Annotated in this window: 16 protein-coding genes; 4 read left to right on the top strand and 12 right to left on the bottom strand. The window is 59.8% G+C overall.

Features of this window, described 5'->3' with window-relative positions:
- Positions 1 to 26: 26 nt before the first annotated feature.
- From QQJ86_RS01830 to QQJ86_RS01795, 8 genes are all read right to left on the bottom strand, one after another.
- Positions 27 to 7,913, bottom strand: a complete 7,887-nt coding sequence (locus QQJ86_RS01830) for a YDG domain-containing protein (protein WP_284319188.1) — start codon at positions 7,911 to 7,913, stop codon at positions 27 to 29.
- 471 nt (positions 7,914 to 8,384) lie between these two features.
- A complete protein-coding gene (locus tag QQJ86_RS01825; protein WP_284319187.1) occupies positions 8,385 to 8,999 on the bottom strand; it encodes a phage tail protein in 615 nt (204 codons plus the stop codon).
- Between the two features lie 35 nt (positions 9,000 to 9,034).
- Positions 9,035 to 9,388 (bottom strand): DUF6916 family protein, encoded by a 354-nt coding sequence (locus tag QQJ86_RS01820; protein ID WP_284319186.1) that lies wholly within the window; start codon positions 9,386 to 9,388, stop codon positions 9,035 to 9,037.
- Between the two features lie 53 nt (positions 9,389 to 9,441).
- On the bottom strand, positions 9,442 to 10,026 hold the full coding sequence (locus tag QQJ86_RS01815) for a GNAT family N-acetyltransferase (protein WP_284319185.1): 585 nt from the start codon (positions 10,024 to 10,026) through the stop codon (positions 9,442 to 9,444).
- A gap of 215 nt (positions 10,027 to 10,241) precedes the next feature.
- Positions 10,242 to 10,700: a hypothetical protein gene (locus QQJ86_RS01810; RefSeq protein WP_284319184.1), complete on the bottom strand. Its 459-nt coding sequence runs from the start codon at positions 10,698 to 10,700 to the stop codon at positions 10,242 to 10,244.
- Positions 10,701 to 10,775: 75 nt separating this feature from the next.
- Positions 10,776 to 12,797: an alkaline phosphatase family protein gene (locus QQJ86_RS01805; RefSeq protein WP_284319183.1), complete on the bottom strand. Its 2,022-nt coding sequence runs from the start codon at positions 12,795 to 12,797 to the stop codon at positions 10,776 to 10,778.
- 207 nt (positions 12,798 to 13,004) lie between these two features.
- A complete protein-coding gene (locus tag QQJ86_RS01800) occupies positions 13,005 to 14,651 on the bottom strand; it encodes a multicopper oxidase family protein (protein ID WP_284319182.1) in 1,647 nt (548 codons plus the stop codon).
- A gap of 271 nt (positions 14,652 to 14,922) precedes the next feature.
- Positions 14,923 to 15,459 (bottom strand): lipocalin-like domain-containing protein, encoded by a 537-nt coding sequence (locus tag QQJ86_RS01795; RefSeq protein WP_284319181.1) that lies wholly within the window; start codon positions 15,457 to 15,459, stop codon positions 14,923 to 14,925.
- 106 nt (positions 15,460 to 15,565) lie between these two features.
- Between QQJ86_RS01795 and QQJ86_RS01790 the strand changes: the two genes are divergently transcribed.
- On the top strand, positions 15,566 to 16,420 hold the full coding sequence (locus tag QQJ86_RS01790; RefSeq protein ID WP_284319180.1) for a LysR family transcriptional regulator: 855 nt from the start codon (positions 15,566 to 15,568) through the stop codon (positions 16,418 to 16,420).
- A 27-nt stretch (positions 16,421 to 16,447) separates the two neighbouring features.
- Here the strand turns inward: QQJ86_RS01790 and QQJ86_RS01785 are convergent, their stop codons facing one another.
- Entirely contained in the window at positions 16,448 to 17,020 is a 573-nt protein-coding gene (locus QQJ86_RS01785; RefSeq protein WP_284319179.1) for a lipocalin-like domain-containing protein, read from the bottom strand.
- A gap of 200 nt (positions 17,021 to 17,220) precedes the next feature.
- Positions 17,221 to 18,966 carry an alpha-L-fucosidase gene (locus QQJ86_RS01780; RefSeq protein WP_284319257.1) on the bottom strand — a complete coding sequence of 582 codons (1,746 nt, stop codon included), beginning with the start codon at positions 18,964 to 18,966 and terminating at the stop codon, positions 17,221 to 17,223.
- 461 nt (positions 18,967 to 19,427) lie between these two features.
- Here QQJ86_RS01780 and QQJ86_RS01775 point away from each other — a divergent pair, with 461 nt between their 5' ends.
- On the top strand, positions 19,428 to 21,293 hold the full coding sequence (locus QQJ86_RS01775; protein ID WP_284319178.1) for a M60 family metallopeptidase: 1,866 nt from the start codon (positions 19,428 to 19,430) through the stop codon (positions 21,291 to 21,293).
- Between the two features lie 73 nt (positions 21,294 to 21,366).
- Here QQJ86_RS01775 and glnA read toward each other — a convergent pair whose 3' ends face one another.
- Positions 21,367 to 22,776 carry a type I glutamate--ammonia ligase gene (gene glnA, locus QQJ86_RS01770; protein WP_284319177.1) on the bottom strand — a complete coding sequence of 470 codons (1,410 nt, stop codon included), beginning with the start codon at positions 22,774 to 22,776 and terminating at the stop codon, positions 21,367 to 21,369.
- Positions 22,777 to 23,050: 274 nt separating this feature from the next.
- Here glnA and QQJ86_RS01765 point away from each other — a divergent pair, with 274 nt between their 5' ends.
- Positions 23,051 to 23,848, top strand: coding sequence for an undecaprenyl-diphosphate phosphatase (locus tag QQJ86_RS01765; protein ID WP_284319176.1), 798 nt, complete (start codon positions 23,051 to 23,053; stop codon positions 23,846 to 23,848).
- A 161-nt stretch (positions 23,849 to 24,009) separates the two neighbouring features.
- On the opposite strand, the gene QQJ86_RS01760 is transcribed toward QQJ86_RS01765, so the two are convergent.
- The gene (locus tag QQJ86_RS01760; protein ID WP_284319175.1) at positions 24,010 to 24,990 is read right to left on the bottom strand and encodes a LysR family transcriptional regulator; all 981 of its coding nucleotides are present in this window, start codon (positions 24,988 to 24,990) and stop codon (positions 24,010 to 24,012) included.
- A 168-nt stretch (positions 24,991 to 25,158) separates the two neighbouring features.
- Between QQJ86_RS01760 and QQJ86_RS01755 the strand changes: the two genes are divergently transcribed.
- Positions 25,159 to 26,421: an efflux RND transporter periplasmic adaptor subunit gene (locus tag QQJ86_RS01755; protein ID WP_284319174.1), complete on the top strand. Its 1,263-nt coding sequence runs from the start codon at positions 25,159 to 25,161 to the stop codon at positions 26,419 to 26,421.
- The last annotated feature ends 131 nt before the right edge of the window (positions 26,422 to 26,552 follow it).

Here is a 26,552-nt window from a genome sequence, read left to right as displayed (position 1 = left end):
ACGAGGAAGGAAGATGGTGTGAGTCGTTATGGCAGGCGCACACCGCCGCCCACTACGCGTACATCCGGCGTGTAGAGATCCGATGCAGCCGCTGGAGTAGCGGACCGGAGCGGCACGGTGGACGGCGCCGATCCATCCGATGTATCCATCGCCGACACCAACAAGCCGCCCTGCGGTAGCTCGGTGGCAGTGGGCACTGACTGACCCAATCCCTGGTCCAGATACGCCACGCCTGGTAACGCCACGTCACCGTTGACCAACACATTGAACGCTAGCGCATTGCCTGCGGCCTGCACGAAGACGTAATTGCCATCGTTCGCGGCGAGGCCACTGCCATTAATGGCGTATTGCCCGGCCGGGCTCTGTGCGGTGGCCGGCGTGGTAAAGGTCAGCCCACCGGTGGTGGCATTGGCCAATGTGTCGCTTCCCTGGAAGCCGGTGACCATGCCGCTCAGCGTCGGAATCGCTTGCCCGGCATATATCTGCGCCGGTGTCGCCAAGTAGGTCAATGTGGCCGGCGTTACCGTGAGCGTACCGCCGTTGTAGGTGATGGCGTAGTTATTCGACGCGAGGCCACCGGGCATGAGTGTGTAGCTGCCCACGTTCAAGGCGCCTTGTGAATTGCCGCCGTAGGCCAGCGCACCACCCAGCACTGCCGAAGTCTGTCCATCAACGAAGCCGTTGTAGATAACGCCGTTGCCACCGCTGTACGTCTGCGCGTTGTAGATGGTGCTGGCGTTATTGGCCGTAACGGTGAGTCGGGCCGGAGTAATCACGCCGATGGCAGCGGTGGCTGTGCTGTTGCTCAGTATGTAATTGCTTGCGCCACTGCCGCTGATCGTCAGTCCGCTCGCTTGTACGTTGATGCCGCTACCGGCATTGGCGCTGGCATAGACACCGGACGTCGGATTATTGAGGTTCACCACATCGCTGCCGAACACGCCGGTCAATGTGTAGTTGCCCGACGCCAGCGTTGCCGCGGTGGTGCCGTCGTACACCTTGCTCACCGCGCCAATGAGGTTGGCCGTCAACGTGGCCGGGTTCACCGTCAGCAGGCCATTGTCGTAATTGATCGTGTAATTGCTCGAGCTCAGCCCTGTCGGCGTGATGGTGTAGAACCCGGCGTTGACCGCGCCTTGTGAAGCTCCACTGTAGGCCAGCGTGCCACCGAGTACCGATGCACCTTCACCATTCACGAAGCCACTGTAGACCACGCCATTGCCGCCACTGTAGGCGGCGCCGTTATAGGTCTTGTTGGCGTTGTTCGCCGTCACCAGAAGTAACGCCGGCGTGATGCTCGCCGCGCCGCTCGCACTGATGGGCAATGTGTAGTTGGACAGGCTCGTGCCGCTGTTGGCGACAAAGTCACCACCGCCCAATGTCGTCGTGACCGTCGTGGCGTTAGCCACGTTGGGGCTGTTGTAGGTACCACTGCTTTGCGTCACCGTCGCGCCCTGGCCAGTGACAAAGCCGCTCAGCGTGTAATCGATCGGTGTGAGCGTTGCAGTAGTGGTGCCGTCATACACCTTGCTGATCGAGCCGGTAAGGCTGCCTGTCAGCGTGGCCGGTGTGATAGTCGCCGCCACACTGGCGCTTCCGGACGCCAAGGTGTAATCGCTCGCCACCGAACCGTTGCTGCCGGTAATGCCGCTGATGCTCAGACCCGATACCGTGACGTTAGTGGCGTTAACTACGTTGGCGTTGTTGTAAGCCGCGCCGATGTCGGAGAGGTTGGCACTTGTATCGCCGGAGACCAGCCCGCTGTAGCTGTAGGTCGGCGTAAAGCCACCTGGCGCATTCGTCGTGCCGTCATAGGTTTTGGTCAGGCCGCTGTTGGTCAGTGTCGCCGTCAATGTTGCGGGCGTGATGGTCGCCGCCACATTCGCGCTGGTGGATACCAAGCTGTAATCGCTGGCCTGCGAACCGATGCTGCCGGTGATGCCGCTGATGCTCAATCCCGATACCGTGACATTGGTAGCGGCGACCACGTGCGCGCTGTTGTAGATCACACTTGTGTCGGTGAGGCTGGCGCCGGTATCGCCGGAAACAAAACCGCTGTAGCTGTACGTCGGGGTAAAGCCGATCGGCGCAGTGATTGTGCCGTCGTAGATCTTGGTCACGCCGATGTTGGTCAACGTCGGCGTCAGTGGTGCCGGCGTGATGGTTCCAGCCACCGCAGCGATGGTCGGCAGCGCCACGCTGTAGTCGGTGCTCTGGCTACCGTTTGTGCTGGAAAGGATATCCACCGCGAGACTGCCGCTGGCGCTGATGCTGCTGGCACTGGCTACGTGACTGCTGTTGTAGTCCAACACGATGCCGCTGGTATCGAGCGACAGGCTATCGCCGCTGATTGCACCGCTGACGCCGCCCCCATTCAAGGTGGCGCCGGTTGCTGCGATGGTACCGTTGTAGACCTTGGTCGTCGCGCCGCCGATGGTCGGTGCCGTGGCCGTCAGCACCAGCGGCGAGATGCTTGCAATGCCGGCACCGGTGGAAGCAGTGGTGCTCACCAAGGTGTAATCACTGAGCACGGAATTATCGGTACCGTTACCGGTGATCGACGCCAGCGACAGGCCACCTTGAGAGATCGTCGTTGCTGAAGCGACGTGAGCTGAATTGAATATCGGCGTCGCTGAACTGCTCACCGTGGCGCTGTCGCCCGACACCAGACCCGAAATGCTGTAAGTCGGGCTGAATCCACCTGGTGTCGCCGTGGTGCCGTTGTAGGTCTTGGTGACGTTGGTGGTATTGGAAAGCGATACCGTCAACGGTGCAGGCGTGATCGTCGCCGCCACACTCGCATTGCTGGATGCCAAGGTGTAATCGGTGGCTTGCGACCCGTCGCTGCCGGTAATACCACTGATGCTCAGCCCCGATACCGTGACGCTGGTGGCGCTGGCCACGTGCGCGCTGTCGTAAGCCACGCCGGTGTCAGCCAGGCTGGCGCCGGTATCGCCGGAGATCAAGCCACTGTAGCTGTACGTCGGCGTAAATCCGCCTGGCGCATTCGTCGTGCCGTCATAGGTTTTGGTCACGCCGCTGTTCGTCAGCGTTGCCGTCAGTGTCGCGGGTGTGATGGTCGCCGCCACATTCGCGCTGCTGGATGCCAAGGTGTAGTCGCTGGTCAGCGAGCCGTTGCTGCCGACAATGCTGCTGATGCTCAGCCCTGATACCGTGACGTCGGTGGCGCTGGCCACATGCGTGCTGTTGTAAGCCACGCTGGTGTCGGCCAGGTTAGCGCCGGTATCGCCGGCAGCCAAACCGATATAGCTATACGTCGGGGTAAAGCCAGCCGGCGCAGCGATCGAACCATCATAGGTTTTGGTCACGCCGCTGTTGGTCAGTGTCGCCGTCAACGTGGCAGGTGTGATGGTCGCCGCCACATTCGCGCTGCTGGATGCCAAGGTGTAATCGCTGGCCTGCGAACCGTTGCTGCCGGTAATGCTGCTGATGCTCAGACCCGATAGCGTGAGGCTGGTGGCGCTGACCACGTGGGCGCTGTTGTAAGCCGCACTGGTGTCGGTGAGGCTGGCGCCGGTGTCGCCGGAAACAAAACCACTGTAGCTGTACGTCGGGGTAAAACCGGCCGGCGCATTGGTCGTGCCGTCATAGATCTTGGTCACGCCGCTGTTGGTTAGCGTGGACGTCAGCGTCGCCGGCGTGATGGTCCCGGCCACCGAAGTGATCGCCGGCACCGACAGGCTGTAGTCCGTGCTCTGACTGCCGTTCGTGCTGCTGACGATATTCACCCCGAGACTGCCGATGGCGTTGATGCTGCTGGCATTGGCTACATGACTGCTGTTGTAAGCTAACGTGATGCCGGTGGTATCGAGCACCAAGCTATCGCCGCTGATTGCGCCGCTGACGCTGCCGCCGTTCAAACTGGCACCGCTCGCCGCGCTGGTGGCATCGTAGACCTTGGTCAGTATGCCGCCGATGGTTGGGGCCGTGGCCGTCAACACTAGCGGCGAGATGCTCGCTACGCCCGCTCCGGTGGAAGCAGTGGTGCTCGCCAAGGTGTAATCGCCGAGTACGGAATTATCGGTACCGTTACCGGTGATCGACACCAGCGACAGGCCACCTTGCGAGATCGTCGTTGCTGAAGCGACGTGAGCTGAATTGAATGTCGGCGTCGCCGAACTACTCGCCGTGGCGCTGTCGCCAGATACCAGGCCCGCGAAGCTGTATGTCGGACTGAAGCCGCTTGGTGCCGCTGTGGTGCCGTCGTAGGTCTTGGTGACGTTGGTGGTATTGGAAAGCAATACCGTCAACGGTGCTGGCGTGATGGTCGCCGCCACATTCGCATTGCTGGATGCCAAGGTGTAATCGCTGGCCAGCGAACCGTTGCTGCCGGTTATGCTGCTGATGCTCAGACCCGATAGCGTGAGGTTGGTGGCACTGACCACGTGGGCGCTGTTGTAAGCCGCACCGGTGTTGGACAGGCTGGCGCCGGTATCGCCGGAGATCAAGCCACTGTAGCTGTAGGTCGGCGTAAAGCCGCCTGGCGCATTCGTCGTGCCGTCATAGGTTTTGGTCACGCCGCTGTTGGTCAGTGTCGCCGTCAGCGTCGCGGGTGTGATGGTCGCCGCCACGCTCGCGCTGTTGGGTGCCAAGGTGTAATCGCTGATCAGCGAACCGTTGCTGCCCGTAACGAGGAGGATGCGCAAACCCGATACGGTAATCCGAGAGGCGCTGCCCGCGTGCACGCCGTTGTAGGCCACGCCAGTGTTGGTCAGGATGGCGCCGGTGTCGCCAGGGACCAAGCCAAGGTAGCTGTATGTCGGGGTAAAGCCGACCGGTGCATTGGTCGTGCCGTTATAGACCTTGGTCACGCCGCTGTTCGTCAGTCTCGGCGTCAGTATGGCGCGTGTGATGGTCGCCGCCACATTCTCACTCGTGGACGCCAAGGTGTAATCGCTCGCCAGCGAGCCGTTGCTGCCGGTAATGCCGCTGATGCTCAGACCCGATACCGTGACGTCGGCAGCGTTGACCACGTGCGCGCTGTTGTACGTCGCACTGGTGTCGGTCAGGCTGGCGCTGGTATCGCCGGAGACCAGCCCGCTGAAGCTGTACGTCGGGGTAAAGCCGACCGGTGCAGCGGTGGTGCCGTTATAGGTTTTGGTCACACCGGTGTTGGTCAGCGTCGGCGTCAGCGTCGCCGGATTGATCGTCAGTGTCGCGCTCGACGTGCCGAAGCTCAGGTCGTAACTGGTGGAATACGCCAATGAGACATTCTCGCTGTAGCTGCCTGCGTGCTGTGCGGTCGTCAGCCCCAGCGTGATCGCCGAAACGTTTGGCGATGGAAGCGAATAGCTCAACACTGCAGCGTCTTGATTGGTTCCGTTATACGTCACCGTCTGATTGCTTGCGCTGATCGTCAGCGGAATCAGTAGGCTGTCGATCAAGGGTGTGGTGTAACCATCGTAGATTCGCCAGGTGTTGGCGCTGCCGCCACTGTCTGAGATGCTCCAGGAGGAAAAAGTGCTCTTCAGCATCATGCTGGAGGTGACCTCACCACTCACCCCGGTTGGGGTGCCGCCGCTGGCGCCGTTGGTCTGTCCGCTGGTCTGCGTATCCCAATAGCTGGCCGTAATCGTGTCGCCGGAAGCGTATCCAATCAGACCGCCGAGTCGATCGCTTGAATCTCCACTTGACACATTGCCCGTAGAATAGGTATCGGTAATCGATCCTCCGTCGGAACCTACCAGTCCGCCGATGTCATTCTGGTTGCTACTCCCACCTGAGGTCCATGACACACTGCCCGTTGCATAGGCGTTCTGGATGGTGCCTACGTTATTACCGACCAGCCCACCGAGATCGTAAAATCCTGATTTCGGACCGCCATAGGAGCCACTCACCGGACCTGTGGCGTACGCATTGAGAATCGAACCGTAGTTGCTTCCGACAAGACCGCCGACAAAGGGAGCGTATGTCGACCCGCTGACTGCCCCCGTGGCATAAGCATTACTGATAGTGCCACTAGCTTCGTTGTTGCCGACCAGTCCGCCGATCGTTTGACCAGATGTACCAGCAACACCCGAGCCGCTAACCGTTCCCGTCATGAAAACGTTGCTGATGGTGCCCGAGTTATCGCCAACCAGGCCACCGATAGCCACGATGCCAGTGCCGCCGTTTGAAGCTGTACCCGAAACACTCTCCCCTAGCAAACCAACGTTGCGGATCGTTCCGGAGGACGCTCCAAACAGACCAACGTCGCGGAGCGTAGAACTCGTAATGGTAAGGCCGCTGATGGTATGGCCCAGTCCGTCGAACACACCCGAGAACGCCGTGGTGCTGTTTCCGATCGGCGTAAAGCCGCTTGTGAGATTCAGATTGCTAGCAAGCGCATAGAATCCGCTCGTTCCCACGTTGTTCTGCAGTGCGGTAGCGCTACTGATCAACGTATAGCCCTGTCCGTTGATGCTCAGCGTGCTGCTGCCCGTAAAGTTCACCTGACCAGCGAACCCACTGCCGCTCAATCCCACGTTGACGCTGGTGCCCGCTGCGGGAGTGGTAACGGTCGTACCGTTGTAGCCGCCGTAGTTCAGTGCGAGACCCGCTGAACCGCTCGCAGTCATCGTCCTGTTGATATTGATGTTGTTCTGCGCATCCAGCGTCAGCGTGTTCGAGCCCCAGCTCACCGTGTCATCCACGTTCACGTTGCCGCTGCCGCTGGTACTGCCCGCACTGGACTGGATAACGACATTGCCACCGCTCAGCTCGGTGCTGAGTGCGGCGCCCGTAATGTCACCACCCGAGGGCGCGATAGTGAAATCATTCGGGTCGATCAACCACGTTCCGGACAGGCCAAGTAGAGCCGCCGTCGTGATCTTTGCGGAATTCGCAACGCGGACTTTCGCCGCACTCGTTTCGATCTGGCCACCGCTTCCACCATTAGGAGCACTGGCATCGAGCGTGCCACCCACGCTGACGGTGCCCGCATCCATGCCGCCCAACAGCATGATGTGACCATGCTGGTTCTGTACGGTCTGCGCCTCGATGGTGCCGGTGTTATTCACCGCACTGGCGAGCAAGCTTTCGCGTGCACCGGCAGTCATCCATACATTGCCGCCATCCGCTTCGATCAACTGGCCGTTCTGCGCCAGCGCGTTGAGCGTGCTCTGGTCCACCCGCACACTCACCAGCTTGTCGCCGCCGAAGTTGAGCGTTACGGCGCTGCCACCGGCCAGCGCCACGCTGCCCAGCTGGGCATGAATCGCGCCCTGGTTGCTGACCTGATTGCCGAGCAGGGCTGCGTAGCCGCCGCCGGTGACGTTGATCGTGCCCAGATTGGTCACGCTGCCCTTGCCCGTGCCACTGAAGCTCAGTGAGCCGGAACCCAATGCGCTGTCGTTGACATCCAGCGTCGAGGCGACGAGGCCGCCCACGTTCACTTGCGCACCCTGACCAAACAGAACGCCGTTGGGATTGATCAGGAACACCTGCCCGTTGGCGTTGAGGTGGCCGAAGATCTGGCTGCCATTGGTATCGGCGATGCGGTTGACCGCAATGGCGCTGGCATCAGGCTGCACAAAGTCCACGGTGGACTGGCTGCCGATATTGAAGGTCTGCCAGTTGAGCGAGAGGTTCTGGCTCTGCTGGGTGATGGTGAGTGTGTCGCCACGTTGCGCAAGGTGACCGGCGCCGTTGGTGACCTGACCGCCGGTGGGTAGTGCGTTGGCCGCTACGGCGGAAGTGCTAGTGAGCGCGGCGCTCGTCGTGACAGCGCCGGGAGAAGGTGCCGCCGCGAACGCCAGAAGCGGCAGACTCAGGGGTATACCCGCCAACCACGCGGCACGGCGCATGCCACCTTCCGCACTGCGCCCACCCTTGGTACGGCCACGGGCGAATTCGGACGCCACCTGCAGCACGCCCAGCTTGCGGTTCCAGACCAGCCGAAAGATGCGGTTCATTCGATTGTCCCCTGTAAGGCGCCCGTGGCTGAGCGCCAGTCCTCATGCGGTAATAACGCAACCGACGTCACCCACGATTCGCACAATCCATGCGGCCTCTCGAGCGGTGATCCCCAAAAACTTCAAGCAGCGTTTATGCCAGCCTTCGCGTTCGCTGCTGGCAACAGCGTGGCGCCGCAGCGTGGTCAACGGCTACTGAGGTTGCTCAAAAATCGAACACTTCAGAGCCCGAATCAGACTGCCGGCATGCTGCCTTATTTGTGACGTACATCACAATAGGCTCATCGTCAGGGACGCACTTCACCCAAACGAAAGCGGCCGGGAATACGAGCGCCCGACCGCTTTATTGCGTGATGTGCGCCACTGGTCTGACGCACTCCGTTCTTTAACGTGCACGATCCAATCCATTCCTATGCCTGCCGTTGCGCGAAACGCGAACGGCGAGGCGTGTTGACCGTGCGATGGCATTCACTAGCCGCGGCTCGGGAAGATGCCCTGCAGCGCAATGATGCAGGTCAGCCCGAGATAGGGATTGCGTATCGAGAACGGCTGACTGCCACCCGTGGCACCCGTCGTTCCACCGGCAACTGTGCCGGTCGACTGCACATTGAAAGGCAGGAGGTTGGTGTTGGACGCGGTGGTGGTGTACAGCTCGCCAGGTCGGCCGCCGGCGACACTCGTCCCCAATACCGTAGTTGGCCCGGGTGTTCCTGACTGACTGCCAGAGGTTGGCGACGAGCAGGCCGGAATAGATGCACTGCCGGTTACCGTCACATTGGCGCCGCCTGTCGTATGCGTATGCGCGGGCATCTGCGTGACCAAGAGCGCAGTGGACTCGGTACCAGCCTTTTCGCCAGGTAGTATCGGGCTAAGCCCAATACCGTTACCCGTACCGACCGGCGAGCGTCCCTGCAGATCGGGCAAGCCGAACGTGGATGTGCCATTGCCACCATAGGTGGTGCCGAGCAAAGCGAACAGCGCATTGTTCTGGCTGATCGACATCAGGTTGCCGTTGCACATGGCCCAGCCGATCGGTGCAAAGGTGAAGCCAACCATACGAATTTCGCCAAGAAACGGATCGCTCATGATGTTCCCCTGTTTAAGAGTGAAGGATCGAGTGATTACGTCACCACCTGGCACGACGGTTCTGTGTCGTGCTGGGCGGCGTCTTTGGAACGCAGGTAATGCATGACGGCAGTCAGGTTGGCCCGGCCATCGGCACTGGGCTGAGTCGGCGTGGCAAGCAGATCCCAGGACGCGCCATCAGGCGCCGTAATGCGATAGGTATCCTGGGGAAGCCCGATGCCAACGGGCAGTTCGAAGATCGCGGAATAACTGACATACGCTGCATCCATCGCGATGCCGGCTGGCGCAGCGGCCAGGCGCGCCTCTATGCGACGGCCATCGGCTGTTTCCAGCACGAACAATCGATGTAGCGATGCAATGAGCGCTTCATGAGTTGGAACAGCCTGCATTTGCCCCCCTTGTTGCGTTTGCGAACACACCACAAACGTCATGCAAACGTCGACTACTGAAAGTGGTTGCTTAAACCTTTTATTGGCGCCCACGTCCCTTCGTGTTCAAAGGGCATGGCGTCCCGACGCATCAGTTCGTAGACACCGTTTTCGCCGGCCGGCACGAATCCAAGCCTGCGATACAGCGTGCGAACCGGATTGTTGAATTCCACATACAACCGCATCGGCATATTCTTTCGCGCCGCTTCGGCCACGATCGCCTGCATCAAGCGCGTGCCGATGCCCGCACCGCGATAAGCCGGCAAGAGCGCGATATCGATCAACTGCGCGACGTCACCATGCCAATCGTGGTAAAGCCGGCCGACGTTTTTCTCACCGCGCACGATGATGTCGAAGCGGCCGTGTGGGTAATGCCGGCGGTAATAGTCGTGTTGAATCGAGAACTGGCTGGCAAGCAAAGGTTCGGCTTGTTCGACTGGCATGCCGGCGCTTGCGAATTCCTGCATTCGCGTGGACGAAAACACATCGCGAAGAAAATCCATGTCCGCATCCGTGGCGGCGCGTAACGTGATGTCGTCATGCGAAGCGCACACACTGGCGTCTGCCGTCATGCTTTCGGCGGCAGATGGATCAAGCAAGATTTTGCGGCCCTCCATCCCCACGGAACGCTGCACCCCTGTCCTTTGAGGCCCGGAATCTACGCTGCTGACTGTTAAGGTGCGATCAAAGTGATCACCACCTGTTGCAGCTAGCCCGAATGGCCTTCCACGATCCGTTGGCGAGTAACCGATCTCGGTTACAGGATGGGAATAAAGAGCAGGCGATCGAGAAAGGGAATGAGATTTTCTAGCGATCAGTCACTGGGGCCGGTGCAGGCTGCGTAACGTTGACCTTCAACGTGCAGCGAAGGCTGTCCGTTCAACGCGACTTCTCCGCTGTAATGCTGCGGTGAATCAAGCACGATGCGGCCGTTGCCGGCGTGTTCGCCACAGCTCACTTTCCAGGCCAGCGCAGTGCTGGTGCGGTGTTCGCCGTTACGTTCGCACCTGGTGTCCGGCTGCATGGCATCGGCAAACGTGGTCCACGGGTCCGCGCCATCGTAGAAGCATTTCCACTTCACCTGATCCTGTTCCGCATGCCCATCCTTGATGGTATGCAGCGTGATCTTCCACAACCCTGGCATAGCCTGGAAATCGGCGGGATCGGCATGCGCATTGGTGCTGATGGCACCGGATGCGCCGATCAACATCAGCGCAGCGATGGGATTGGACCAGCGACTCAGATGGATGGTGGAGCGTGCGAACAAGGTCATCGTGATGGTCAATCATGTGGGTAGAAAGAACATACCCTGCCTGCTTCCGCAGGCAGGGTATGCATCGGGGCTTACTCAGTTTTGCGCGGTGTCGTCGCCGTCCCAGTGACGATGGAAGTTGAACATATCCATCAGGTCACCGATGGCCGGCGCATTGACCGGTACATACGGGTTGTTGGGCAACGCGATCGGGTTCGGCAGGTTATCGCGGCTGCGATGGGAGATGGTTTCGTCCAGATCCCAGTTAGCTTCCACGAATTTGTCGAACGACACATGATCGTAGTACGTGTGCACTACGCGACCGCCCTTGGAGTACTTCGACACCACCAGCAGCGGAATGCGCGTGCCGTCGCCGAAGAAGTCGACCGGCTGGACATAACCGGAGTCGTAGTAGCCACCGCCTTCATCGAAGGTGATCATCACGGCGGTGTTGTCCCACAGCTTCGGATTGGCCTTCACCATGTCGACGATTTTCTGCGCGTAGCCTTCGAACAGCTCCAGCTTGCTCGAGGACGGATGGCCGTCCAGCAGTCCATCCGGCTTGGCGATGGATACCGCCGGCAGGGTGCCGTTCTGGATGTCGCTGTACAGGTTGTTGAGGTCCTGGTTGTGCGCACGCAGGGTCGGGTTGGTCATGATCTGCGTGGAATACAGGAAGGGATCGCAGATGTTGCAGAAGGTGCCGGCTTCGCCATCTTCCTTGCCGCCGTCCCAGCCTTCACCGTAGTACTTCCAGCTCACATGATGGCGCGAGAGCAGCAGACCGAGGTTTTGCTGCTTGGTGGGCGGAATGGTGAACTGCTGAGAACCCAGCGGTGCGGGCGTGCCATCGCCCAGGTAACCGGGGTTGTAGTTGTTCACCAAGTAGTACGCACCCTTCTTGCAATCGCCGTGCTTGAACACGTGATACGGCAGGCTCTTGAGGTACTTGCGCACTTCAGCCACGCCCGGCTGGCTTTCATCCTCGCAGTTCACGTAGGAACCGCCGCCGTAGCCGTCCTGTACCCACCAATTGTTGGTGCCCGACTGCGAGTTCGGGTTTTCGATCTGATTCGACGGGGGTACGGCAGGTTCGCCGTTTGCGTCGGCGTAATAAACAAGATCACCAAAGCCCAGCATGATGTGGTTGGCACCCGTGCCACCCATCACCGACTGGTGGAAGTTGTCGCTGAGCGCGTACTGCTCGGCCAGGTGCTTGAAGTACGTTGCGTCGCCCTGCGCCATGTTGAGGAAGGTCATGGAGGTCGCACCTTCGTGGGTGCTTTCATCCGTGAAGTTGGCCGGCTGCGTGTTGCCGTTGTTGCCGGCACCCATGGTCACTTCTACCCATGGAAACAGGTCCGCATTGCAGCCGCTGGGGTTCTTCCGGGTGGCGTGGCTCGCGTCGCAGTCCAACTGCTGCCACATCTGGAAGAAGCGGTGCACCGGGCTGTTGGCGTAGTCGTTGTAGCTGATCGAGGCGTGCATATCGACCGGCGCATTCGGCAGCGTGGTCGGGAAGCGTGTATCGAGCACGCCGTTCGGCAAGCCCGTGCCGCCTTCGGCGAGGTAAGGATAGTAGTTCGTCGGCAAGCCTGGCTCGATCGCCATGGCTTGCGCCGCCGATGAAAGATACGGCTGCGTGGGCGCACCGCCGGTATTGATCGACGGCAGGTTGGCGTATGCGCTGGTGCGCGTCGGCGCAAGCTGGAAGTCACCGGTCTGGCTGGCCTGCCATTGCTTGGCGAGATCCGCGTGCGGACCAGGCGTGCCATCGGCATTCACGATGCCCTTGGACAGCAGGTTGTCGACGGTCTGCCCCTTCGGCGGCGTGTAAGTGGCGTACACGTGATCGAAGGTACGGTTTTCACCGATCAGCAGGATCACGTGCTTGATCGGCGTGCGCGTGCGATTGCTCGCGTCCGCGGAATCCGGGCTGTAGAGGGTGATGGCGCCACCGGGTTGGCCGCTTACGGGCTTGACGGCGGTGGTGGGTACATTGGCGCGAAACTTTGCGTCATTGGATGCATCCTGCGCATTCGCCAAGCCTACGAGGCTGGTGATGAGCGCGCAGAGTACAAAGGGTTTCAACCGGGTACGGCCAAACTGGGTGGGCATAACTGGTGTCTCCTGCTGGCAAATAGCACGTGCCTGCGAGTAATCCCCCTGATTACGGCTTGCGTTCGCATAAAGGTCCCCCGCAAGCCGTCGAAAAGTCTGCGCCGCTTAGATGACGCAACGTTGGCAGAAGCGCGACATCACGTCACAGCGTGATGACAGTGCTGCGACAAACGTGACGATCTGCACGCTGCATTGACACTCCGTTTACGAATGCGCCGGCAAGAGGTCGAAGGGGCGCATCATTTCGTTGTCTTCGTGCTCGAGCAGATGGCAATGCCACACATAGCGGCCCGGCTCGCCCTCGAAGCGCATGGCGATGCGCGTGACCATGCCTGGATCGGCACGCACGGTATCTTTCCAGCCAAGTTCTTGCGGTTCGGGTGGTTGAGCGGGGCCAGTGAACAGCAGCTTGCGCTGAGCATTCCAGGCGAACAGATCGAATGGCCGTCGATCCAGAATCTGGAACCGCACCAGATGCAGATGGATCGGATGCGCATCGCCGGTGAGATTGACGAAACTCCAGGTTTCGATGCTGTTCTGCCGCGGCTTTTCCGTCACTGGATCGGACCAGCGCTTGCCGTCCAACAACATCGTCATGGCGTTGCCGTTGGCGTCATCGGTTTCGTTGAGCGTGAGGATCCGGTTTTGCACCGCACTTTGCGGATCGATGCGCGGCACCCCGCGCAACGCCGCCGGCAGCGTGGATGAATCACGACGGCCGTGATCGCGTACGCGAAACTCCAGGATACCTTCGGCCTGATGCCGCAGTTGCACGGCCTTGCCGGCGAAGGCGGAAAAATCGATCACCACGTCGGCACGTTCGGCGGGATACAGCTCGATGCGCGCGCGCTGCAATGGCACAGGCAACAATCCCTGGTCGCTGGCGATCTGTTGCAGCGGTTGATCGTGCGAGAGCGAAAGATCGAAGAAACGCGTGTTGGCCGTGTTGATCAGGCGGAAGCGATAACGCCGCGGCTCTACATCGAAATACGGAAAGACCTTGCCGTTGCACAGCACCAGGTTGCCGTTGCACTGCATGACCCAGGGCGCAGCGGGATCGTCCGACACGGGGTAGTAGAGCTGTCCGTCCTGCGCTACCAGGCGATCGCACAGCATCAACGGTATGTCGCAGTCGCCGGAGGGCAGGTTGAGTGCCTGCTCCTCGTCATCACGCACGATGTACGCGCCGAACAAACCGGCATAAATGTTCAGCCGCGTGATGCCCATGGCATGATCGTGATACCACAGCGTGGCGGCGTCTTGACCGTTGGGATAGTGATACAGCGTGGAGTGTCCAGGCGTGTACCAGTCCTCCGGAAAGCCATCGTTTTTCGCGGAGACGCGCGCGCCGTGCACGTGCGTTATGGCACGCACTTCCGGTTTGTCGTGTTCTGCGCCATGCAGGCTGTGGTCGATGGGCAGGAAATGTTTTGACGGGAGCGCGTTGATCCATTCCACCAGCAAAGGCTCGCCACGTCGCGCCTCGATGGTGGGGCCGGGGAATTGGCCGTTGTAGCCCCACAGTCGCGTGCCAGGAATGTCGCGATGCAGGGATATTTTGCATTCGCGCATTTCCATGCGGTGGTAGGACAGCTTACGGCCCGGATAGGCAGGGTGCGTACGTTGACTCTCGGCGTGTGCCACCGACGGAATAGGTAGTGCGTCGACAAAACGCGCCAATGAGGTCGGGTTGATCAGTGGCACCTTGGGCGGCGCCAGCATGGCGGCGCTGGTTCGCGCGGGCATGGTCATCGGTGTGGATGCACGAGCTGAGTGCCATGCGTCTGCGAGCGTGTACATGCCGACAAAAGCACCAGCGCCCCGAAGAAAATCGCGCCGCGTGATCGTCATGCGCGGGCCACGTTGCGTTGGTGTCGCGCACTAACCAGTACGTCTCTGGTAAATCGCAACCCATCTAACGCCGAGAGCGCCACTCTTGCCTTGCCGTCATTCCTGCGAAAGCAGGAATCCATTTTGCTCTTGGCCAGACGCGGCCATGGATTCCCGCTTTCGCGGGAATGACGGCCTCTGGATTGAGACATCGTCATGAGGGTGAAGAATTCAATAGCTAAGTCGTCCAGTCACCCTAAGCGGCGGAAATGACAGAAATGTGGCAGCACCTTCAATGCTGGCTCGCGCTCACATCAACACGCCGCCACACCGAAACAGGCACATCGCCATTCGGACGCGGCGGCACGCGATAGCTCAGCACCCCGTCCTTCAATTCATAGTGCCGATGCTGCTCTTGCCCTTCCCAATTGGGAAACGATGCGCCATCGATATGGAAGATCAATTCCCCACTCGCCGCATCCACGCGCACGGTACCGAAGTGCGTGCTGGACCCCATCACCGCAGCTTTGTATTCGACGTCGCTGCCCTTCGCCTTGTCGCCCGTGCTGAAGCGTGGCCGATCTGCTCGGAAAATTTGCAGCGAGTAGCGCCCTTGATCGTCGATGAGCAACACGCCCTTGGGATTCGTACCGAAGTCAGAAGTACGCGAGCCATCCGCATGCAGCACGTCGGCGGCAACCAGGGTCCAGGTGCCGCTCAACGGAAAGGTATTCGCAGGGGAAGCGGCAAGCGTCGAAGACGACCCTATCAAGCCGGCAACCAGCAATGCGGCAATAGGGCGACCGATGCGTGCAAGTAGCGTGTTCATGTGCGGTGTGTCCTTGGCGGGGAACACGCAGCTTAGTTCGCGGCCGCGCCGGGATTACAGCAGCTGATATATATTTCAGCGATTCGAAAATCCCATGATGAACACCATGAAAGCGCTCGATCTCGATGCCGTCAAAGCCTTCGTCCTGATTGCCGATATGCAAAGCTTCACGCGTGCCGCGCAAGCGCTCGATACCACGCAATCGGCCATCAGCTTGAAGCTGCGGCGGCTGGAAGACCAGCTTGGCCGCCGGTTGCTGGAGCGTACGCCGCGGCAAGTGCGTTTGTCGGCCGAAGGGGCGGTGTTTCTCGATGCGGCACGCTCGCTGGTCGGCGCGCATGAACGCGCCGTCACATCCTTCCAGGTCGAGCAACGCCGGCTCACCATCGGCATCAGCCATCAGATCGTCGGCAGCGAATTGCCGGCGCTGCTGCGGCGCATGAACGAGCACGACCCGAGCTTGCTGATCGAGATGCGTGTGGCGGGTTCGCGCGAAGTGATGCAGGCCTACGAAGATGGCACGCTGGATGCGGCGCTGGTCTTGCAACCGGAAAATCGCCGCGACCAGGGCGAAGCGCTTTTTAGCGAAGACTTCGCCTGGATCGCGGCAGCCAACTGGAAACTGCAGCCCGGCCAGCCTTTGCCGTTATCGACCCAGGGCGATTCGTGCAGCATTCGCGCCGGAGCCGTGCGCGCACTGGATCAGGCCGGCATTCCCTGGACCGAGGTGTTTATCGGCAAAGGCGCCGCGGTCGTGGGCGCCGCGGCAGCCGCCGGGCTCGCCGTTGCCGTCATTGCACGGCGCACGGCACCAAGCGGCACCGTGGATATCGGCCCAGCTTTGTCGCTACCGAAACTGCCCAGGCAGGACGTGGTGCTCTACACCGCGCTCAACGATCGCCGCTCGCGCCATGCCATGAGCTCATTGGCCGCAGCATTCGAAAGCCTTGCCACGGCCTGAGCTTGCCACCGCAGAGCACGGCTTCGATCAATCCACCCGCCGCCAGACCACTTCGCCGTGGGCTCCTTCTGCGGCGCCACTGCTGGGCTTGGCGACGATGTAGCTGAGCTGATTACCGCTCAAGGTGTAACTCGTGGCGCCCTTATGGCCATTCCAGTTGGGGAAGGAGGCCTGCTCGATATGCGTGGCCAGCTTGTCGCCTTGAATGCTGACGCTGCCGTAGTGTGCATTGTTGTCTAGCGATGCGGCGCGGTATTCCTCCGGCGTTCCCTTGGATTTGTCGCCCGCCGCAAACGGCATGCGCTGGGCACGCACGATCTGCATCATGTAGTGGCCATGGGTATCAATCATCCATAAGCCCTTGGGATCGTGACCATACAGTTCGACGCGATGGCCGTCGGGGTAGACGTTATCGCAACGAACCAGTGTCCATGTGCCAACCAGCCAGGAAGGTGCCGGCATGGACATGGTGCCGCTCATGGTTTCGGAGTCGGCTTTTTGCTGAGCTTTATCCTGTGCGGAGGTCGTGGCTTGAGCGATGGATGCGGTCAACGCGAGCAACAGAGTGATGAAAGCGAGTGCGTTTTTATAGCGATGCATGAGAAACCTCTTGTTGGGGAAGTGAGGTGTGAGCAGCCTATGTGCACCGCATGTCCATCAACAGAGGCGAAACGATATTTCTATGATTGCAGGATCAAAATGATCGGTAGCGCGTAGGCTGGGATGCTAATCCCAGCATGCTCTGTGGTTTCTCGATGCTGGGATTTCATCCCGGCCTACGTTGACAGCCTGGCTATGCCTTATCGCGTCGGCGACAGCTCTACTGATTGCACGGTCACCGGAAGCGCCATGCCTTCTCTGAAAGGTGCCGAAGGCGTCAGCTCGACTTGCATGGCGTAAGGGTGAGTTTTCTGGTTGCGATGAACACGCAGCGATTGGCTCGTCGCATCAGGTCCGCCCAAACCAAGCGGATAGCGTTGGCCGTCGATCCACAGATCCACCTTCGCACTCGCTGCTGCCGCTTTGTAATGCAAGGTAAGCATGTAGTCGGCAGCTTGCGCATCAACCTGCCAGCTCAGTTTGTAGAGCGTGGCGGGCGCTTCATAACCTTCGCCGTTGTAGTTGAGATAGTGCTCGGCATGCTCCGGCTGCAAATGGATGCGGCCGTCGGGTGCCGCAGCTACCATGCTAGGGCGAACGCGTAACGGGCCTTTGACAGGCAGCACGACTACCGGCATGAATGCGTCGACGTTGGTGTCGCCGTTATCACTCGACTGCCTCATACCTAAGCGATCCAGCGAGACCGTTACACCGTCTCCATCGCGCTGAACGTTTGTGGTGACCTGCGATGATCCAAGTCGATAAGCATGTCCGAAAACGGTGTCGGCCACACCAGGAATATGCAGCTGATGATCCGCCGGCCATTTCGCGACGAACAGATAGACCGCGTGAGGTCCCACCGTGGCGTATCCAAAATCCAGCGGCGCAAACGGCTGCTTGCGCGTGCCATAGATGGCTTCACCATTGTGCTTGAGCCACTCGCCGATACCACGCAGCACCTGCGCCTCGTAAGGCACGACCGAGCCATCGCCTTCCGGACCGATGTTGAGAATGTAGTTGCCGCCTTGGCTGACGACACGCACGAGTCGCGTGATGTTCTCGCGGATTTTGCCCGGCAGATCTTTTCTTTCCTGCCATGAACGATAACCCCAGGTTTCAGGGAACATGGAAGCCGGTGCTTGCCAGGGCAGTTCCATGGCAACGTCGGGTTCGGCGTTGTCGCCCATCACGGCAAAGTCGCCGTAATGGTTCCACACGCGCCCGGAGATCATGGTTTGCGGCTGCAGCGCATGCACCGTATGCGCGAAGTGCTCGCTTTGAGCCGGCGTGGGCTTGCCCATGTCGAACCAGATTTCGGAGATGGGGCCGTAGTGGCTCAGTAGTTCTTTCAGCTGTACGGCGTTGAAGGCTTCCTGCTCGGGAGTGATTGGATTGCTGTTGCCCTCGATGTACGTGTTGCCACCTGGGTGATGCCAGTCGATCGTCGAGTAATACACGCCGAACTTAAGACCGCCGCGTGCGCAAGCATCGGCAAGCTGCTTGACGATGTCTTGGTGATACGGCGTGCCATCCACCGCGTTGTAGGAAGTTTGCGAGGTCTGGAACAAATTGAAGCCATCGTGATGTTTGGCAGTGATCACGATGAACTTCATGCCCGCGGCTTTCGCCAGCGCCACGATTGCATCGGGGTCGAATTGCTCCGGATCGAATTGCTTGGCCAGCGCTTCGTAGTCCTTTGCAGGAATCGGTCCGTTCGCGAAAATCTGTTCGCTATAGCCGTTATCTACGCGCTTGCCGTTCCACATGCCGCCTGCGATGGAGTACAGGCCGAAGTGGATGAACATGCCGAACTTACGGTCTTGCCAAGCTTTGATCGTCTCCGCGCTTGGACCGGGGTTTTGCCGTGGTTGTGGCTGATCAAGCGGACGTCGTAGTGCAGTGGCGGCTTGTGTTGTTTGTGCGAGCGACGATGTCGTTAAGAGCATGGGTGACCACCACGCCATACCAGCGGCCAAAAGGACCATCGCGCGCTTCCCACTCATAACCTTGCTCATGCAGCTTGTGCTCTTAGTTGTTTCGATGGGGAACACGCCCGTTCTTGTCTGTACAAGCATCTGACCGTGTCGGATGAAAGTGGGACAGGTTGGAGTCTACCGATTTCACTGGACCTTCATCGCGCTTCCAAAATATTACGCCGCCGTAGTACCAAGGTGGCGATGCAGACTGCCGCCATATGCAAGGGGTTTGGCTCCATCGCTTCAATGTGGTCGCTTCAGTACGCCGCCTGACCTATGCCATCGAGCATGGGATACCCCGGTGTGAACGCCGAGATCGGCCTGTGCTTTGTACACGGAGACGTGTCGTGAAAGCCTCTTTCTTGAGCTTCCTGTTCTGTGTTCTAACGTGCCTGACGCTGCCGTCTCATGCGAATGATAAGTTCGCGGGCATGAAACTCCCGCGCGAAGGGGCGCCGCTTGCCAAATCGCGGGTGCCAGCCATCCCCGCGCACAAGCATCCCGTGCAGAGCCGCGCAAGGATAGCGGCACTCGATAATCCAACATTGCACACGGATATTTTGCCGTCGCGACGTTTCACGTTGGTACAAGCGAAACTGCCCGATAAGCAATTCATGATAAGGCAGCGGACTTTTTTTGAATTTCCGTTGACGCCGATGCGTTCGACGGGTTACTGGGTCAGCTCTGGCGATACGCTGGAAATTGAATTCCAGTATACCGGCTCTGCACCATCGCCCATGCCCAGCGTATGGATCCATTCGCTGGATGAGGATACGTGGGAATACGACGAGACTCAGAGAGCTCGTCTACGCCAAGGTATCAATACCATCCGCGCAAGCAAGAAGGGGGCTGTCTATATCGCAGTCGAAAATCAGCCCACTGGCGGGACGATGACCGTCAACATCATCTCCGGCGGGCATCCGATGCCCCGCTTCGTATTGGGAGAGCACACGGCATCCGATTGGACCAGCATGTTGCAGGCCTATGGGAACGCTCCGTATGCCGAATTGATCAGCCGCCGCGCGATGATTACGTTGACGCTGGCACACGCCAGGCAATACGTGGACGATCCGGTTGGCATGCTGGAAGACTGGGATCGCATCACCAATTTCAGCGAGGCCGAATATGGTCTAGCACTGGATAACGCCCCTCCGCATGATGCTTCACAGTTACCGTATCACATGGTGGAGTGTGTGCGCTGCGACGGCTTTATGTATGCGGGGCCATATCGTACGGCGTATGTGGATGATGCGATCAAGTACGCGGTAAACAGGCGCTTACTCGAAGAGGATTCATTGAGAGGGCACGAATTGGGGCACGTTCTTCAGCACGACGATTTGACTATGGATCCCCCGAACGACGCCGAGTCCGTCGTCGAGCTGAGTTCTCAGGTGGTTCAAATCGATCTCTTTGACATGGAAAGTTTGCTCGTGGAGGAAAGGGTCTGGCCGCACATCCAACGTTACTTGGATCAGAGTTCGAAAAACTGGAATGACTTGATTTTCGATAGCGAGAGAACCCGGCTTATGCGCTTTGGTATGTTCTGGCAATTGCAGCTGGCATTCGGGCCTACGTTCTATCCTCGATATGCACGCGAATCGCGCGCTTTGCAGGGCTATCCCGGCGGTGCCAAGGCTGAAAAGCAGGCGCGTGTGGTGATCGAAACCAGCCGCGTAGCCGGTCGTAACCTGATTCCCTTCTATGAGAAATGGGGCATGCCGATCACCGCCGCCACACGGCGGACGGTTGAGGACTTGCACTTGCCGACGCTCGATAAACCCATTTGGGAAAACACCGATATGTCAGCGCCGTATACCTATTACGGCCCCGACGAAGAACTGCCTCCGGTTGGCGACATCGTGGTGCCGAATGAAGTGCACAGCGGCGATCGCTTCTCTGCGGTGGCCGATGTCAGCAGCCCGGGTGGACACGCGCTTTCCTATCGGTGGAATCACGGCAGGTTTGAGAATCCCCAAGGGGGCAATACCGACACGCTTACGGTGACGGCGCCTTCCGTGCAAAGCGCAACACCGATGGACGTGTCCGTGGACGTCAGCGACGGCAAGCAATCATCGACCTTCAAAGCCGAAGTATTGGTTGAACCTGCCAGTAGTGGCGGCGGCTGCGATGGCGTGCCGCCCTGGGACAGCAGCAAAACCTATGCGGCGTATGGTGAGCAAGTGGAAGACCAGGGCAAGATCTACCATCAAAATTTCCATAACACCAACATGCCGCCGCATCTGCATAACGGGCTGGGCACACCATGGCTATTCGTGCGCAATTGCGCCGGGCAGTAACACACACGCTGCATGCACAAAAAACAACGGGCGCCGAAGCGCCCGGTGTTTTTTGCATCCATCGCAATCGCGATCAGATCGCGTAGTACATCTGGAATTCCAGCGGATGCGTGCTGGCGCGGTAGCGCGTCACTTCCTGCATCTTCAGTTCGATGTAGGCATCGATGAAGTCGTCGGTGAATACGCCACCGGCCTTGAGGAAGTCGCGATCCTTGTCCAGCGCTTCCAGCGCAGCGTCGAGGCTGGAGCACACCTGCGGGATGTTCTTCTCTTCTTCGGGCGGCAGATCGTAGAGATCCTTGTCGGCCGGCGCACCCGGATCGATCTTGTTCAAGATGCCGTCCAGACCCGCCATCATCAGCGCGGTGAAGGTGAGGTAGCCCGATTGCATCGGATCGGGGAAGCGCACTTCGATGCGGCGGCCCTTCGGATTCGACACGAACGGAATGCGGCAGCTCGCCGAGCGGTTGCGCGCGGAATAGGCCAGCATCACCGGCGCTTCGAAGCCCGGCACCAGGCGCTTGTAGCTGTTGGTGGTGGAGTTGGCAAACGCGTTGATGGCCTTGGCGTGCTTGAAGATGCCGCCGATGTACCACAGCGCGAGCTGCGACAAGCCGCCGTAAAGGTCACCGGAGAACAGGTTCTTGCCGTCTTTGCTCAGCGACTGATGCACATGCATGCCGCTGCCGTTGTCGCCGACGATCGGCTTGGGCATGAAGGTGACAGTCTTGCCGTTCTGGTGCGCGACGTTCTTGATGACGTACTTCAGCGTCATCAGCTCGTCGGCCTTCTGCACCAGGGTGTTGAACTTGACGCCGATCTCGCACTGGCCCGCATTGGCCACTTCGTGGTGATGCACTTCCACTTCTTGGCCGAGCGATTCCAGCACCTTGCACATGTCGGCGCGCAGATCGCCCAGCGAATCGACCGGGCTGACCGGGAAGTAGCCACCCTTCACGCCCGGACGATGGCCGCTGTTGCCTTCGTCGTACTTGAAGCGCGAACTCCACGCGGCTTCCTGCGATTCGATTTCGTAGAACACGCGGCCCATGTCGTTCTGCCAACGCACGGAATCGAAGATGAAGAATTCCGGCTCCGGACCAAAGAAAGCGGTGTCGGCCACGCCCGTGGACTTCAGGAACGCTTCGGCGCGCTTGGCGATGGAGCGCGGATCGCGGCCGTAGGCCTGCATGGTGCTCGGCTCCAGCACATCGCAATGCAGGACGAGCTGGGTGTGGGCGCTGAACGGATCGAGGTAGGCGGTCGCCGGGTCAGGCAGCAGCACCATGTCCGACTCGTTGATGCCCTTCCAACCGGAGATCGAGGAACCGTCGAACATCTTGCCGTCTTCGAAAGTGGACTCGTCGATGGCATGAGCCGGGAAGGTGACGTGATGGTGCTTGCCGAGCATGTCGGCGAAACGCAGGTCGACGAACTCGACCTCTTTTTCCTGGATCAGGTCGAGCACTTTCTTGGCGGACATGTAGAACCTCGATAGGAGTACGTGAATGGGGGTCGCGCGTGCACTAAGGCAAGCACCGTACCAACTTTAAAACACTTTTTACTTCAATGGATTGCACAAGCAGGCACATTTTGCGCAGACAGCTTTTGCACCAATTTATGGCGTATTTGCACCTTATTGGTGCTAAACAAGCCTGCTCATTTAACCAGCCTGCAAGGAAGAACTAAGTCTTAAGCTATACCGTTTTTCTTACCGACCAAGCTGCCCTGCCGCTTTGCCCCAAGGAGTTTTCCGCGTGCATGATCTTGTCCATGTGATTCTGCTCGGCATCATCGAGGGTATTACCGAATTCCTGCCCGTCTCCAGTACCGGACACCTGCTGATTGCGGAAAGCTTTGGCCTCGGCGCCCGCTCAGACTTGTTCAATGTGGGTATCCAGGCTGGCGCGATCCTCGCCATTACCTTCATTTATTGGAAGCGCATCTGGCAGTTGCTCACGCAGTGGCAAGAGCCGGCTAACCGAGCGTACTTGCTGAAGCTGTTCGTGGCGTTCCTGATCACCTGCGTGCTGGGCTTCGTGGTGACGCACTACGGCTTCAAGCTGCCGGAAACCGTGACGCCGATTGCGTGGGCGTTGTTGATTGGCGGGTTTTGGATTCTGGGCGCGGAGGCCATTGCCGCGCGGCAGGTGGATCGCAGTGAGGTGACTTGGCGTGTCGCAATCCTGGTTGGCATTGCGCAGATCGTGGCGGGTGTGTTTCCTGGGACGTCGCGCTCCGGGGCGACGATTTTCACGGCGATGCTCGCGGGCACAAGCAATCGTCCCGCCGCCACGGAATTTTCGTTTCTGGTCGGCATTCCGACCATGTATGCAGCGACGGGCTATGAGCTATTGAAGGTGCTCAAGAGTGGCGGCGCCGCGCATGAAGACTGGAGCGCACTGATCGTTGGCTTCGTGGTGTCGCTGGTGGTGGCCTTCGCCGCGGTGAAGTGGTTGCTCGGCTACATCCGCACGCATCGCTTCACGTGGTTTGCGTGGTATCGCATTGCGCTTGGGGCTGCACTGTTGCTGTTGGTTCCGACCGGCACCTAAACACCCCGCGGGGAGAGGGTTAGGGTGAGGGGACAAGGCTTGCATGGCAACGCAGTGGTGCGTGCGAGTTACGCTTTTTGCTCTTCGCACTAACGTACATCGGGCGAGGTTGGCCCCTCACCCCAGCCCTCTGCCCGAAGGGGAGAGGGGGTTAAAGCGCGTCACTGCGTACGTACCGCCTTTTCTTTCCGTGCCGTCGGCAACGGCGGCCTGAACGCCTCCACCACCGGCGCAATCGGACACACCGATTCGAAGGGCCGCTCAAACAACTCGCGCGCCCACTCGATAAAGGCCTGCACGCGCGCCGACAGATGTTTCTTCTGCGGATACACGATCCACACGTTCTTGCCGGTGGACACCGTGTTGGTGAGGATCGGCTCGAGCTTGCCCACCTCCAGCGCGCACGTCGCCATCACGTGCGGCGCCTGGATGATGCCCAAGCCCGCCATGGCTGCCTGGATTACCGATTCGCCGTCGTTGATCAGCAAATGCGCGTTGACGTCCACTTCGATGCGGCCATCGGGCATGTCGAACGACCACTGTCGCGGCTTGCCGTTCTGGTAGACGTAGTTGATGCAGCGATGGTTCTTGAGCTCGTCGATGCTGGCCGGCGTGCCGTAGCGTTCGAGGTATTCCGGTGAGGCCAGCAGTACGTTGCGCAGGTGGCCGATCTTGCGCGCGATCAGGCTGGAATCTTCCAGCTCGCCCATGCGGATGGCGCAGTCCACGCCTTCCTCGTTCAGGTCGTACGGGAAGTCGCACATCATCAATTCCAGGCGGATCTCCGGATACCGATGCTGGAATTCACTCAGTTTGGGCACGATCGTGGTACGGCCGATCGAGGCCGACATGCCCACCCGCAGCTTGCCTTGCGGCTTGCGGTGGGCATAGCCCAGGGATTCGGTCGCTTCGGCGAGATCGGTCAGGATCTCCTTGCAACGTGTATAGAACGAGGCGCCATCGTCGGTAAGGCGCAAGGTGCGGGTGGAGCGGAACAGCAGGCGGACGCCCAAGTGTTCCTCCAACCGGGAGACGGCGCGGCTGACGCCGGACGGGGTCATGCCGAGCTGGGCCGCCGCGGACGCAAAACTCTTCGCTTCCACGACGCGGACAAAAGCAGAAATGGCAGAAAAGTCTTCCATAGCACGTTCCAAAAGACGTTCTGCTGGTGATTATGCACCCATTCGTGATTGAGAGTCACGAGTGGCTTGCGCAAGAAACGGATTTTCTAAACTGTACGGTATACCCATTATTCGTTCCCTAGAAAATCTTGCTGCAATGCGGCAATGAACGATCCAAGGGAGCGAACGATGTTAAAGAAAGCCATCTTGGCCAGTCTGGTCATAGCAGCTATTGCCGGCAGTTGGGCGCTGCTGGGCAGCCACGGCGGAAGCGCCCAAGCCCAAGGCGCCGGCGGCGGACAAGGCGGCCCGCCCGAGGTCACCGTCGCCACAGTGGTGGTGCGCCCCATTAGCGACAGCGCGGACTTCACCGGCCAACTGCAGGCGGTCGATTCGGTCGACGTACGCCCGCGGGTGAACGGTTACGTAGAAACCGTGCAGTTCAAGGAAGGCACTGAAGTCCATAAGGGCGACGTGTTGTTTCGCATCGATCCGCGTCCGTTCCAGGCCGAGGTCGATCGGCTGACCGCCAACGTGGCGCAGTCACAGGCGCAACTCGGCCTGGCGCAAGCCAATGCCGCGCGCGCACGGAAACTGCTGGCTCAGCATGCGATTTCGCAGGAAGAAGCCGACAGCCAGAACACTGGCGAGCAAAGTGCCAAGGCAACCCTGGCGGCATCCACCGCGGCGCTGGCTACGGCCAAGCTCGATCTCGGGTGGACCGACGTGCGCGCACCCATCGATGGCCGCGTAAGCAATGCGCGCATCCAGCCGGGCAACCTGGTTTCCAGCGCGGACGTGCTCACCACCGTGGTGTCGGTGAATCCGGTCTACGTGTATTTCGACGTGGACGAACAGACCTGGCTGAAGCTCGATCGCCTGCGTCGCGAGACCATCAAGAACGGTCACGCGCCGCGCATCGAAGCCACCATGGGTTTGGCGGACGAGCAAGGCTATCCACATGAAGGCCGCATCGACTTCGTCGATAACCAGGTGCGTGTGGGCTCGGGCACGATGCGTTTGCGCGCCGTGTTCGATGAAGAAAACGGTCTGCTCACACCGGGCTTGTATGCACGCGTGCATCTGCAAGCAGGACAGCCGCGTCCGCGCGTGCTGATCGACGATCGCGCGCTCGGCACTGATCTAAGCAATCAGTTCGTCTACGTGGTGGATGGCCAGCACAAGGTGCAGTACCGCAAGGTGGCGCCGGGTCCGCTGTTCCACGGTTTGCGTGTGATCAATGACGGTCTCGCCGCCGGTGATGTGGTGGTGGTGAATGGCCTCCAGCACGTGCGTCCGGGTGCGGAAGTGAATCCGCAGCAAGTGACGATGGAACACCGCCTGGATGCGCAGGACAAGGCGCTGGTAGATGCGGCGGCGACGAATCCGGATGGCAATGATTCGCGCACGGCGCAGGCTGATAACAGGAATCCGCAGAAGCCACAGGGTTGAAGCTTTTGCCTCCTCTCCCCGTCTTTGATTGAGGACGGGGGAGAGGACTGAGGTGAGGGGCCAATCTTGCGACTAAGTCACGTCAAGAGCGGCCTGACATCTACATCTTCGCGAGTGTGCTCCCCTCACCC

The organism is Dyella acidisoli (assembly GCF_030160295.1).
In the GTDB taxonomy this organism is placed as follows: Bacteria; Pseudomonadota; Gammaproteobacteria; order Xanthomonadales; family Rhodanobacteraceae; genus Dyella_B; species Dyella_B acidisoli.
This window is presented reverse-complemented; position numbering and strand designations above follow the sequence as displayed.